Source organism: Brenneria tiliae (assembly GCF_023347575.1).
GTDB lineage: Bacteria > Pseudomonadota > Gammaproteobacteria > Enterobacterales > Enterobacteriaceae > Brenneria > Brenneria corticis.
In genome coordinates this window covers 122,815-136,030 of sequence record NZ_JAKPCB010000094.1, presented here as the reverse complement: position 1 = coordinate 136,030, position 13,216 = coordinate 122,815, and the positions used below count along the sequence as shown (strand labels likewise).

Here is a 13,216-nt window from a genome sequence, read left to right as displayed (position 1 = left end):
GGATCGCGAGATTGTTATTGGTCTTTAACGGCGTCGGCCCGGCGGATAAGTCGATGGCGGCGGCCCTGCCGTTTGCGCTTTATCCGCCGGACATTTACCCCATAAACGGCTATTTCCCCATTTTTACTTCGTTAACCCATTTGGAGATCAGCTCTTTACGCACGTCCGCCGCGCCGTATTTATCCATGTCGTAGTTGATCAGCTTCAGGTCCTGCAGCTTCAGCGACAGCGGCGACGTCTCGGCGGTGGTGTTGGTCAAGATCTGGTAGGACTGGCCTTTCTTCCAGGAGAGCTCCTGGGCTTCTTTCGATAAGGCCCAGTCCACGAACAGTTTGGCGTTATCCAGATTACGCGCGCCTTTCAGGATGCTGACCCCGCCGATTTCGTAACCGGTGCCCTCACAGGGGGAGACCAGCGTCAACGGCGCGCCTTTCTCCTTTTCCAGCGAGTAGTCATGCAGAAAGCCGATGCCGATGGCGGTTTCGCCGCGCGCGGCGTTGCGCGCCGGGGCGATGCCGGATTTGGTGTATTGCGAAACGTTGGCGTTGAGTTTTTTCAGGTAATCAAACGCCTGATCCTCGCCCCACAGCTGCGAGAAGGTGGCCAGCGCGGTATAGGCGGTGCCGGAGCTTTGCGGATCGGCGATCTGGATTTCGCCTTTGTAGACGGGATCGGTCAAGTCCTTCCAGCATTGCGGCACCGGCAGATTTTTCTCTTTCAGGCGATTGGTGTTGACGCCAAAGCCCAGAATCCCCACATACACGGCGGAGGAGTAGTTGCCCTTGCGTTTGGCCGGGTCGCGGAACTGCGGCATGATTTGCTCAAGATTGGCGGACTGGTAGGGTTCAAGCAGGTCCATTTCCCCCGCCTGAGACTGCGGATCCAGCGTGCCGCCGTACCAGACGTCCGCCTGGGGGTTTCTTTTCTCCGCCTCGACCTTCGCCAGCGTACTGCCGGAACCGTTGCGGATAAACGAGGTTCTGACGTCATATTTTGCCCCGAACGCCTTGGCTTCCTCCTCGCAGAAGGCGTTGGTGGCGCTACAGTAAATCACCAGGCGTCCGGCGGCCTGCGCGCTGGTCGCGGCGGCGGCCAGCGCCAGCCCGGCGGCAATCAGAGAGGTAAGGGTAGTCAGTTTCATTATGTTTTCCTTTCTTAGGGTATTGAGGTTACAGCGATTTCATCGTTTCCCGTTGGCTGATGCCCGCCATCAGCAGCGGCATCAGCAGCAGCCCGATGCAGGCCGACGCCAGCGCCAGCAGGGTGAAAAATCCGGACCAGCCGGCGTGGTGCAACACCTGGGCCAGCGGCCAGCCCGCCAACGCCGCGCCCAGATAGGCGAACAGGGCCAGAAAACCGGTGACGGTGCCGGGCGCGTCCTTATGGCTGTACTCGGCGGCCGCCAGGCCGATCAGCATCTGCGGGCCGAAAACGAAAAAGCCGATGCTGAAAAAACAGGCCGCCAGCAGCGGGTAATGATGTACCGGCGCCAGCCACAGCGCGCTCATGGTCAGAAACAGTCCCAGCGCGAACAGCAGGATCATCGGGGCGCGCTGGCCGCGAAACAGCAGGTCCGATCCCCAGCCGGCAAACAGCGCGCCGGTCAGACCGCCCAGTTCAAACAGCGACAGCGTGGCGTTGGCGCTGAGCAGGTTGAAACCGTGGCTTTCCGCCAGCCAGATATTGCCCCAGTCATTCAGGGCGATGCGGATCAGGTACACCAGAATGTAGGAAACCCCCAGCAGCCAGATGGTGCGGTTGCCCAGGATCGTCTGCCGCAGGATCTGCCGCATCGGCATCGGCGGGCTTTGCTGCTCCTGGCGGATTTCCAGCGCGTCGCGCCGCCACTGGCCGACGCTCGGCAGCCCCTGTTGCTGCGGCTTGTCGCACAGCTGCCGACACAGCCACAGCCCAATCAGGATGCCGATGATGCCCGGCACCAGCAGCGCCGCCTGCCAGCCCCATTGCGCGGCCAGATAGCCCGCCAGTAAGGGCACCGCCGCGCCGCCGATATTGATCGAGGTGTTCCAGCACCCCCACCAGAAGCCGCGCTCGTTGCGCGAATACCAACTGGTCAGCAGTCTGGCGCACGGCGGCCAGCCCCATCCCTGAAAGAAGCCGTTCAGCGCCCAGACCAGCAGCAGCCCGCCGAGAGACTGGCAAAACATAAACAAGATGTTCAATATGCCGGTGATCAGCAGCCCGACGCCCATAAACCAGCGCGCCTGACTGCGATCGCACACCATGCCGGAGATAAACTTCGATGCGCCGTAGCACAGGTAAAACAGCGTACCCAGCAGGCCGATATCGTCTTTCGTCAACCCTAGTTCCAGCTGCATCACCGGCATGGCGAAATTGACGCTGCGCCGGGTCAGATAGAAGGTGGCGTAGCCGATAATCATCGATATCAGCAGGCGCGGCCGCCAGTAACGGTAGCGCTGGCTGATTTGTGTCGCTGAAAGCGTGGTCGCCTGCATGGGTATCTCCGTCGCATTGAGGGAAGAGTAGGGGGAAGGAAGGGAAAAGGGATGAGATAAGGTTGTAGGGCATTAGGAATAATTCCTAGTTATCCGGCCTTTTGTTTAAATTTTGTGGGCAGGTTAACAATTATCCGCGTGCCCATCGGGCGCGCCGTGTCGTCGGCGGCCGAAGAATGGTTCCTGGCCTGCACCTGCCAGTTGCCCCCCAGGGCGCGCACCCGTTCTTCTATGCCGCGCAGGCCGAAACCTTCGGTTTTGTGCGGCGGGATGCCGATGCCGTCGTCGGTCACTTCCAGGGTGATCAGATCGTTGCGCTGGTAGAGCGCCACCGCGATATGCCGGGCAGAGGCGTGTTTATTGATGTTGTTGAGCAACTCCTGCACCAGCCGGTAAAGGGTAAAGATCACCACATCGTCATAGGCCTGCTGCGGCAGTTGATAATCCAGCTGGAAAGCGATGCCTCTGGCATTGAAGGCGAACTCATCCGCCAGATGGCGCAGGGCTTGATCCAGCACCATTTCATTCAGCACAGGGGGGCGTAGCCGGTGCAGCAGTTGCCGGGTGGTGTGATGAATGCGCTGGGACAGATCGCTGATTTGCCCGGCGGCATGGCGGGCGGTTTCCTCCGGCGTGCTGTGCCTGACCAGCATGGCCTGAATCTGGATGGCGGTAATGTTCTGCCCGATATCGTCATGCAGTTCGCGGGCGATATCCTTGCGCACCTCCTCTTCGGTATGAATGATACGCTCCATCAGCCGACGGCGGGTTTTCAGCTCCTGCTCCAACTGCTGGCGGTAGCGTTGCAGGCGCTGCGCCAACTGCTGCTGGCGGCTGATGGCGATCCCCAGACCGATGCCCAGCAGCGCCTGGGTGGACAAGAACAGCTCCAGTTCACGCAGGTCGTTGAAGGCGCCGCTGACCTGGCGGGTGATGGTAATCATCAGGCTGCCCAGCACCGCGGAGAGCACTCCGCCTTGCCAGCCGAATTTGTAGGCCATCACCACGTTCGGCAGGAAAACGAAAATGATCAGCAGGCGCTCCATTTCCGGGGTAAAGGTGATTTGCAGACAGACGCCGATCGAGAAAAACAGCGAGCACCAAATCAGCAGGGAGGTGCGCAGCGGCGGATCGGGGATCGCCTGCGCCAGCAGGGTTTGCAGGTGCTGCTGCTTGATGTACTCATGGATCAGATAGGTGAAGGGAATCAGCAGCACGCCGCCGGTAAAGGTCGCCAGTAGGGTCTGGGTCAGCTGCGTATCCAGCCAGGGGCCGATAAACACGCCGTGCAGGATGCTGTTCAGCGTCAGAGCGGCCAGCAATAACAGCAGCCGCTGCCAGTAAAGGGTATAGCGATGCCAGATTTTATGCGTCAGCGCCGCCGGTAGCAGACTCAGCCAGGGAGAGAGCAGCATCAGCCGCCGGGTCAGCAGTTGTTCGCCGATCAGCCAGCCCTGAAGCGCCGTTTCCGTCAGCAGGAGGGTCGGCCAGTATTTGCGCGGCAGCAGGATCATCAGCGCCAGCCGCAGTCCCTGCGGTAATAGCAGCGTCGCCTGTTGGCCGTTATTGCTCAGATAGAAGCTGATTGTCCACAGCGCCAGCCAGCTCAAGCCATAGAAAAAAACCAGAAACAGCATCATGCCGGCGGAACGCAGGCGGCGCATCGATCAGTTCCCCGGCAGCAACTGGTGCTGTAGGGCGAAATGCACCAGCTCGACCGTGGTGGCGCACTGTAGCTTGCCCAGAATATTGGCCCGGTGGACGTGCACGGTTTTGTGGCTCAGCGCGAGCCGTTCCGCGATATTCTTTACGCTTATTCCGTTGATCAGCATGGTAAAGATTTCCCGCTCGCGCGGCGTCAGCGCCAGCAGCTCCTGCGGCGGTAGCTGCTGGTGGCGTATGGCGCGCAGGGCGTCGGCGCACAGGTATAGCCCGCCGCCGCTGACGGTGCGGACCGCCTGCACCAGTTCCTCGGGACCGCAGCGTTTGGTGAGATAACCGCCGGCGCCGGCGTCCAGCGCGCTTTGCACAAAGGCGCCGGTGTCATAGATGCTCAGAATAATGGCGCGGAAGCCGGGGCGCTGCCGGCGCAGGCGGGTAAGTAAACTCAGGCCGCTTTCATCCGGCATGGCGATATCAATCACCGCCACGTCAATGGGTTGTTTGAGCAGGTGCGGCCATGCCTGCGCGGCGCTGGCATACTGTCCGATGACCTGAATATCCTTTTCCAATGTCAGAAGCTGCGCAAAACCAGACCGTACAACGATGTGATCGTCTATCAGCGCCACATTAATCATGCTGTTCCACGCTAAGCCAAAGTCATTAAAACGTAATGATGAGCAGTAACGCGGCCGCCCGCAACCGCAGGAAATAAAAATGGAAGCGAGTTAACAGATCAGGCCGCGACTTCGTTTCTGTGCGTATGCGTGAAGTACCACTCGACGGTTTTTTTGATCAGCGCTTCGGTGGCGTCAATATAGTTCTCGGGGGCGAGTTCGATCTCCTGTTGCAGAATAAGCGGCAGCTCGGTGCAGCCCAGAATGATTTTTTCGACGCCGCTTTGCAGCAGGCGATCTTTTATTGGCGTTAACAGGCTATGCGCCCTTTGCGCGTCGCCCGATTTGTACGCGTAAATGCTTTCCATCACCGCGCTTTGCTCCGTCGCCGGCGGAATATGGCAGTCAATACCGCTTTCCGCCAGATGGCGCTGATAAATCTGCGCCTGGATGGTGGCGGTGGTGGCCAGCAGTCCGACGTTGGCTATTTTCTTATCGCGAATAACCTGACAGGCGGCGTCGATAATGCTGATCATGTCGACGCGGCTATGCAACTTTAATTCGTTGAACCAGTAATGTGCGGTATTGCAGGGAATAATAATGCACTCGGCGCCGGCATTTTCCAGGATTTTCATATATTGAATCATTTTTTCCAGCGGCGACGCGCTATGGTCGAGAATGCATTTGGTTCTGTCCGGAATATCCGGAATGGAAACCGCAATCATCGGAATATGATCCTGGTCGCGGTATGCCGGGGTGTTTTTTATCAGCTTTTGCATGGCGTCCACGGTGGCGCCCGGTCCCATGCCGCCAAGAATACCCACTAAACGGTTCATGCTGTTCCCCATAGGTTTTTGAATCTTAAAGAATACTCTTACGTATCCCCTGGACTTGACGCCGCCGCGTCGTCGGCTGCGACAGCGCTTACTTTGGGGATATTGGTCAGGAATGTGAATTGCTAAATCCCCATGCGCTATGTATGATTTGCATAGCAGATGGCATCCTTATGCTTTTCTTGGTTTTAACCGCGCGGTAAAATAGAATCGGTGAAATATCATGCTTAATAATATCGAAACCAAATGGCTTTATGATTTTATCGCGCTGGAGGAGTTCCGCAGTTTTACCGTCGCCGCCGAAAAACGAAATATTTCTCAGTCATCATTCAGCCGCCGTATTCGCGCGCTGGAAAACGCTATCGGTTTTGATATCTTTGACCGCAGCTCCTCGCCTTTGCAATTAACCGAACAGGGCCGCGTTTTTCACGCGCATATTCGCAATACGCTGGATGATCTGGAATATCAGCTGAATAAACTGCACGGCGGTAGTAACTATAAAAATAAAATAACGATTGCCGCCGCGCATTCGCTGTCAATTTTTATTATGCCGGAGTTGCTCAAAGGGGTGCCGGAGACGCAGGAAAAGATATTTTACGTCGAGTCCATTGATGTGGATGAGGCGGTGTTAAATCTTAAAGAGGGGCGGAGCGATTTTATTTTCTCTTTTTACAATGAAGAGCTGATGTCCGAACCCTTTATGCATGAGAAAATACTGGAGTCCCGTCTTTATCCGGTCTGCGCCTGTGATAGCGCGGGCAAGCCGTTGTTCGATATCGACGCGCCCTCCGTCCCGTTGCTTAACTACACCGACGGCAGCTATATGGGGCGTCAGGTAAACCGCTATCTCGCCAGCATCGACAGCGATAAATTCGCCATTACCTTTGTCTCTTCTATGAGTGATTTGCTGAAAAGGATGGTCAGGCAGGGTTACGGCATCGCCTGGTTGCCGGATTATTCGATTCAGGAAGAGTTGAAAAATAAGACGCTCGCCATCATCAATATGGAGCATGGGGTTATGCGCATGGGCGTCTATATTTATCGTCTCGATACCCGGTTGAATATGGCGTCGGAGAAGTTCTGGCGTTATCTGAAAAGCCTGAGCCAGCAGTAAATTCGGGCGCTGAAAAGAGTATGGCGGCCGCTAAGGCCGCCATATCCAGAGAACCAGACGAACGGTTAATTACCGGTTCGCATTGGCCTCCTGATAGACAATTTCCGCTTCTTCTTCCTCCTCCGGTTCGCCAATGCTGTTCTCCAGTTTGGCGACGACGGCGGTGGAGATGCTGTTGCCGATGACGTTGGTGGCGGTACGGCCCATATCCAGGAACTGATCGATACCGATAATCAGCAGGATACCCGCTTCCGGCAGGCTGAACATCGGCAGCGTGGCGGCGACCACCACCACGGAGGCGCGGGCGACGCCGGCCATCCCTTTACTGGTGATCATCAGGGTCAGCAGAATCAGGATTTGCTGCGTCACGCTTAAATCAATGTTGTATGCCTGGGCGATAAACAGGATCGCAAAGGACTGATACATCATTGAACCGTCAAGGTTGAACGAGTAGCCCAGCGGCAGCACAAAGCTGGTTATTCTCTTCGGCACGCCGAATTTGGTCAGCGCTTCCATGGTTTTCGGATAGGCCGACTCGCTGCTGGCGGTGGCGAAGGCCAGTACGGTCGGTTCGCGGATCAGTTTCGCCAGGGTGAAAATGGGTTTGCCGAGGAAAGCGTAGCCGACCAGGAACAGCGCCGCCCACAGTATCGCCAGACCGAGGTAGAACTCGCCGATCAGCTTGCCGAAGTCGTAAAGCAGACCCAGTCCCTGGGTGGCAATGGCGGACGCGATGGCGGCGAATACCGCAATCGGCGCCAGGCTCATCACGTAGTCCGTCACGCGGAACATGACCTTGGCCAGTTCTTCGATCATCGACGCAATCGCCGTCGCGCTTTTGTTCTTGTTTTTCACGTAGGCGAGCGCTGAACCGAAGAACAGCGAGAAGACCAGGATCTGCAGAATTTCATTGTTGGCCATGGCTTCCACGATACTTCTCGGGAAGATGTGGCTGATAAAGTTCTTGAGCGTAAAGCCGTCGGTGTTCAGGCCGGTGGCGACGTGCGCCGCCGTGGCGGGAACTTCCAGATTCATACCGCCGCCGGGCTGGAAGAAATTAGCCAGCACCATGCCGATAAGCAGAGAGAGGAAAGAAGCGGTGATAAACCAGGTCATGGCTTTCAGGCCAATACGTCCGACCGCGGAAGAGTTGCCCATGCTTGCCAGGCCGGAGACCAGCGTGGAGAACACCAGCGGGGCAATGATCATCTTGATCAAACGCAGAAAAATATCGGTAACCATGTTGAAATAAGAAGCGATTTCTTTTGCTCGCCCGCCATCAAGATATTGATGACAGAGCCATCCTATGAATATCCCTAATAAGATAGCGATGACTATCTGTATAAGTAACTTCTGCCTTTGCATATAAACCTCATGTTGGTGAATAGATTCAGACAACACACAGTATTATTACAGCGTGGGAAACGATGCGTATTCCTTGAACGCACTGAACCAGCACCCTGACTGTTATTGGGGATGTCGTGTCTGCCTGCCCGATATTACATTGATTCTGATTTTTTGGCGTTTTTTTCTGGGTGATGAGATGCAAATTATGGCAATTCAATGCAAAAAACGCATGTTCATAACCAAGTTATGGCGATGACGGATGTGACATTGATGCGCCGCTTCGGGCGGTTTTTTATTAAATAGATAAAAAACAAAAAGATAGACTGTTTCATTTCCATGACTCGTCGTCGACTTACCGTCTTATCAGATTTACTTATAATAATAAGGCTATTAACAATAAATAGAATTTTGTCCGCACGGCGCGCTCTGCGAGCGCAGGTAGCGGCGAGAAGAATAGTTGTATTTTCAATGATAAACAAAAGTGATTTTTATGTTAATTAATGGCTGCAATTACGCCATGGCGATGATTTCTGATATTCAGCGCATGAATTAAAATAAAATCCGGCCGGCGGCGATTTATTGAAAGTAAAGTAAGCAAAGGGGCCAGATAAATGGTTCTTATTATTATTTTGGGGCGGCGCAAGCCGTTATTCATGGCGGCTAACCCCGGTTCAGATCAATCTATTGACGCGGCAACGTAGGATTCCCGCCAGTTAATCCCTACACTATTCACCTTATTAATTACGGATTTTATTACGGTGATTATGGCGATACAACTGACAGATACTCCATCACGGCTGTCCATTCTGTGGCAGGACGCCTTGCTGAAAGTGTCGCAGACGCTGTTGCAGCAACGTAGTATCGATGCTGTGCTACAGGTGCTGGATAGCCTATCTTTTTCGGTGGTGCGCTTTGGGCGGGTCAATCTATTGCTCATCGACCCGTTGCATAATCAGACCCTGTTTTATCGCCGCGACCGCGAGGCGAATAAAACCCACTGTAGTGAAGAAGCCCTGCTGTTATTGGATGGACCCGGCGGCACGGTATGGCATACCCATATGCCGCTGCACTGCGACCAGGCCCGTTTCCGGCGCGACTTCCCCCATCTTGGCGATCAACCCGCCTATGCCGGGCTCAGCGATTATTGCCAACTGCCGTTATTGACGCCGCACCGCGCATTGGGGGGCGTCGAGTTTATCAAAACCGACGGCAGCCGCTTCGACGACAGCGAGATTACTTTTTTCCAGGCGCTGTCCGCGGTGATTACGCTGGTGCTGGAGAACATCGGCGAACGAGAGCTGGCCCAGCGTGAGGAAGAGAAACTGCGCCATGAGCGCGACCATTTCCGCATTCTGGTCGATGTGACCAATACCGTTATTTCCAAGCGGGAACTGAAGGCGCTGGCGCAGGAGGTTTCAAAGGAGATCCATCGTTTTTTCAATATCGACTTTGTGGCGTTGGCCTTACGGGATGACGACGATAAAACGCTGAAGTATTACGCCACGCATTACCTCGCCGGGCATGCGCCGCGCTCAGGCGCGGGAGCGCTGGATCTGGCGGAAACGCACGCCGCCGAAGTGATGCGCAGCAACGAGGCGATGTTAATCGATAACGGCGAGCCCGCTGCGCGGCCGCGTTATCTGGCGCAGTGGTTCGACGGCGAATTAAAACATGCCTGCCTGCTGCCGCTGGCGTTCGGTAATCGCGTACTGGGGGTTCTGGAGCTGGCGCACCGCCGCGACCTGTCGGTCCAGGATGCGGAAATGAAATTGCTGCGCCAAATTGCGTCGCGTATCGCGATTGCGCTGGATAACGCGCTGGCCTATGAGCAGATTACCCGTCTGAAAGACAGCCTGATTCACGAGAATGTTTATCTGACGGAAATGCTGACCGAACGGACCCACAGCGCGGAAGGCGACGCCTTCGGGGAAATCATCGGCCGCAGCGCGGCGATCCGTCAGGTGCTGGAGCAGGTGGAAATGGTGGCCGGCAGCGACAGTACCGTGCTTATTCTGGGGGAGACCGGAACCGGGAAAGAGCTTATCGCCCGCGCCATCCATCGCCTGAGCCGGCGCCAGGGCAAGCGCATGGTGAAAATGAACTGCGCGGCGATCCCCGCCAGCCTGTTGGAAAGCGATCTTTTCGGCCATGAGAAGGGCGCTTTTACCGGCGCCAGCCATCAGCGGCAGGGCCGTTTTGAAGTGGCGGACGGCAGCACGCTGTTTCTGGATGAAGTCGGCGATATTCCCCTGGAGCTACAGCCCAAACTGCTGCGCGTATTGCAGGAGCGGGAGATAGAACGGCTGGGCGGCAGCAAAGTAATTCCGGTAGATGTGCGGCTGATTGCCGCCACCAACCGCGATCTGCAACGGATGGTGGCCGATAGGGAATACCGCAGCGATCTCTATTATCGCCTGAATGTGTTTCCTATCGTGATACCGCCGCTGCGCGAAAGGCCGGAAGACATTCCGCTGTTGGCGAAGTTTTTTACCCGCAAGATTGCGCGCCGGATGAACCGCACCATTGACAGTATTCCCTCTGACATGCTGCGTCAGCTGAGCCGGCTCCCCTGGCCGGGGAATGTGCGCGAGCTGGAGAATGTGATTGAAAGGGCGGTGATCCTCACCAAGGGCGCCACGCTGAATTTGCAGCTGGCCGAGCTGCAACACCATCTCTCTCCGTTGGAAACGCCCAAACCCGCAGCGGCGCTGACGGCGGCGCCTATAGCGGAAGAGAATGAAAGTAATAAAGAAGAGTCGGAGCGTCAGCGGATTATCCGCGTGCTGCAAGAGACCAACGGTATTGTCGCCGGCCCGAAAGGCGCGGCGGCAAAGCTGGGGTTGAAGCGCACCACGCTGCTGTCGCGCATGCAGCGTATGGGGATCTCGGCTAAAAGCATCGAGCGCGTGGAGTGAATGTCATTCACTCCAGGTTTCGGTTTTAACAGCCGGTCCCGTTGCGCATAGCGGCCGGAATATCCGGCCGCGCGGGGTTAATTCACTTCCTCCGCGGTTTTGCGCAGATGGGCTTTCAGCTGGCTATATTCCTGCTGGACATAATTTTCCGCCCACTGCTGGTTGTCGATCGCTTCCAGTTTCACCGCGCAATATTTATATTCCGGGGTTTTGGAAATCGGATCGAGGTGATCCAGCGTCAGCTCGTTGCAGGCGCCGATCCACCATTGATAGGTCATATACACCGCGCCTTTATTGACCCGCTCGCTGACGGCCACGCGGCTTATGACCTTGCCGCGCCGTGAGGAAATCCAGGTCAGCTGCTGATCGAGCAGGCCCAGCCGTTCGACGTCTTCAGGGTTGACCTGAACGTAACCGGGCTCGTCCGCCAGCGTTTGCAGCGCGCTGCAGTTGCCGGTCATCGAACGGCAGGAGTAGTGGCCGACTTCACGCACGGTGCACAGCACCAGCGGGTAACTTTCATCCACCAGCTCCATCGGCGGCCGCCACTCGGTGGCGAACAGCAGGCCTTTGCCGCCGGGACGGGCAAACTGGTTGCCTTCGTACAGCCACGGGGTGCCGGGGCTGTCTTCGGTAGCGCACGGCCACGGCACGTAGCCCAGACCGGCCATTTTCTCGTAGGTCGCCCCGTAATAGAGCGGGCACAGCTGGCGCATTTCGTCCCAGATTTCCTGGGTATCGTTGTAGTGCATCGGATAACCGAGCGCGGTCGCCATCAGGCTGATGATTTCCCAGTCGGGCTTGACGTCGCCCTGCGCGTCAACGGCTTTGTAAAAACGCTGGAAACCGCGGTCGGCGGCGGAATAAACCCCTTCATGCTCCCCCCACGACGTCGCCGGCAGAATAACGTCAGCCACCGCCGCGGTTTTGGTCATAAAGATATCCTGCACGATCAGCAATTCCAGTTCGTTGAACGCTTCGCGCATCATCGACAGATCCGGCTCGGTTTGCAGCGGATCTTCGCCCATCACATAGTTGGCTCTGATTTTTCCTTCTTTGATCTTGTGCGGCACGTCGGTAAGGGAATAACCGACCTTGTCCGACAGCTCGGGCACGCCCCAGGCCCGGGCGAATTTATGGCGGATTTGCTCATCGGTAACCGATTGATAGCCGGGGAACATATCCGGCAGGGCACCCATGTCGCAGGCGCCCTGAACGTTGTTCTGGCCGCGCACCGGACCGACGCCGACGTTCGGCCGCCCCAGATTACCGGTCAACAGCGCCAGCCCGGACAGCCCCTTGACCACATCCACGCCCTGGCCCCACTGACAGACGCCCATGCCCCACAAAATGGTGGCGGATGGGGCGGCGGCGAACATGCGCATCGCTTCGCGCACCAGTTGGGGAGAGAGTCCGGTGATATCGGCGACATAGTCCGGGGTGTATTTGGCGACGATGCGGCTGTACTCCTCGAATCCTTCCGTATGGCGGGCCACATACTCCTTGTTGTAAAGGCCCTCATTGATCAGCACGTTGGCAAAGGCGTTGACCAGCGCCATATTGGAGCCGTTTTTCAGCGGCAGCCAGAGATCGGCGATGCGCGCGGTTTCAATGTGGCGCGGGTCGCAGACAATGATTTTGGCGCCGCGTTCTTTGGCTTTCAGGATGCGGCGGGCGACGATGGGGTGCGAATCCGCGGCGTTATAGCCGAATACCAGAATACATTCGGTATGCTCTATTTCGCAGATGGAGTTGCTCATCGCCCCGTTGCCCAGCGTAACCCGCAGGCCGGCGACGGAAGGACCGTGGCAAACGCGGGCGCAGCAGTCCACGTTGTTGTTGCCGGTAACGGCGCGGGCGAATTTTTGCATCACATAGTTGGTTTCATTGCCCGGACCGCGGGAAGAGCCGGTGTGCATAATGGCGTCCGCGCCGTACTTCTCTTTAATGTCTTTCAGACGGGAACTGGCGAACGCAATCGCCTCATCCCAGGAGACCGCTTCAAACGGCGCGCCTTTCTGGCGGCGAATCAGCGGTTGTTTCAGCCGCGGCGTCAATAACTTGGTGTCGTTAAGGAAATCCCAGCCGTAATAGCCTTTCAGGCACAGTTCGCCTTCATTGGTGACGCCGTTGGCGCCCTCGGCGCCCACTACCTTGCCGTTTTCCACCAGCAGGTTAATTTTGCAGCCCGACCCGCAATAAGGGCAGACGGTGATCACTTTTTGCATGATGATTATTCTCCTTCAGCGTACCT

Annotated in this window: 9 protein-coding genes; 2 read left to right on the top strand and 7 right to left on the bottom strand. The window is 56.7% G+C overall.

Going from position 1 to position 13,216, the window contains the following annotated elements; all coding sequences use genetic code 11:
* Positions 1 to 109 precede the first annotated feature (109 nt).
* From MFP24_RS08365 to cuyB, 5 genes are all read right to left on the bottom strand, one after another.
* Positions 110 to 1,141 (bottom strand): ABC transporter substrate-binding protein, encoded by a 1,032-nt coding sequence (locus MFP24_RS08365; RefSeq protein WP_249229879.1) that lies wholly within the window; start codon positions 1,139 to 1,141, stop codon positions 110 to 112.
* A gap of 28 nt (positions 1,142 to 1,169) precedes the next feature.
* Complete coding sequence (gene uhpC / locus MFP24_RS08360) at positions 1,170 to 2,477, bottom strand: MFS transporter family glucose-6-phosphate receptor UhpC (protein ID WP_249229880.1); 1,308 nt, start codon at positions 2,475 to 2,477, stop codon at positions 1,170 to 1,172.
* A gap of 89 nt (positions 2,478 to 2,566) precedes the next feature.
* The gene (locus tag MFP24_RS08355) at positions 2,567 to 4,141 is read right to left on the bottom strand and encodes an MASE1 domain-containing sensor histidine kinase (RefSeq protein WP_249229881.1); all 1,575 of its coding nucleotides are present in this window, start codon (positions 4,139 to 4,141) and stop codon (positions 2,567 to 2,569) included.
* Between the two features lie 3 nt (positions 4,142 to 4,144).
* Entirely contained in the window at positions 4,145 to 4,774 is a 630-nt protein-coding gene (locus MFP24_RS08350) for a response regulator transcription factor (protein ID WP_249229882.1), read from the bottom strand.
* A gap of 98 nt (positions 4,775 to 4,872) precedes the next feature.
* Positions 4,873 to 5,589 carry a cysteate racemase gene (cuyB, locus tag MFP24_RS08345; RefSeq protein WP_249229883.1) on the bottom strand — a complete coding sequence of 239 codons (717 nt, stop codon included), beginning with the start codon at positions 5,587 to 5,589 and terminating at the stop codon, positions 4,873 to 4,875.
* A 220-nt stretch (positions 5,590 to 5,809) separates the two neighbouring features.
* Here cuyB and hypT point away from each other — a divergent pair, with 220 nt between their 5' ends.
* Complete coding sequence (hypT, locus tag MFP24_RS08340) at positions 5,810 to 6,700, top strand: hypochlorite stress DNA-binding transcriptional regulator HypT (protein ID WP_249229884.1); 891 nt, start codon at positions 5,810 to 5,812, stop codon at positions 6,698 to 6,700.
* A gap of 69 nt (positions 6,701 to 6,769) precedes the next feature.
* On the opposite strand, the gene MFP24_RS08335 is transcribed toward hypT, so the two are convergent.
* Positions 6,770 to 8,065 carry a dicarboxylate/amino acid:cation symporter gene (locus MFP24_RS08335; RefSeq protein ID WP_249229885.1) on the bottom strand — a complete coding sequence of 432 codons (1,296 nt, stop codon included), beginning with the start codon at positions 8,063 to 8,065 and terminating at the stop codon, positions 6,770 to 6,772.
* A gap of 746 nt (positions 8,066 to 8,811) precedes the next feature.
* Between MFP24_RS08335 and flhA the strand changes: the two genes are divergently transcribed.
* A complete protein-coding gene (gene flhA / locus MFP24_RS08330; RefSeq protein WP_249229886.1) occupies positions 8,812 to 10,962 on the top strand; it encodes a formate hydrogenlyase transcriptional activator FlhA in 2,151 nt (716 codons plus the stop codon).
* Between the two features lie 77 nt (positions 10,963 to 11,039).
* On the opposite strand, the gene fdhF is transcribed toward flhA, so the two are convergent.
* Positions 11,040 to 13,190 carry a formate dehydrogenase subunit alpha gene (gene fdhF, locus MFP24_RS08325; RefSeq protein ID WP_249229887.1) on the bottom strand — a complete coding sequence of 717 codons (2,151 nt, stop codon included), beginning with the start codon at positions 13,188 to 13,190 and terminating at the stop codon, positions 11,040 to 11,042.
* Positions 13,191 to 13,216 lie beyond the last annotated feature (26 nt).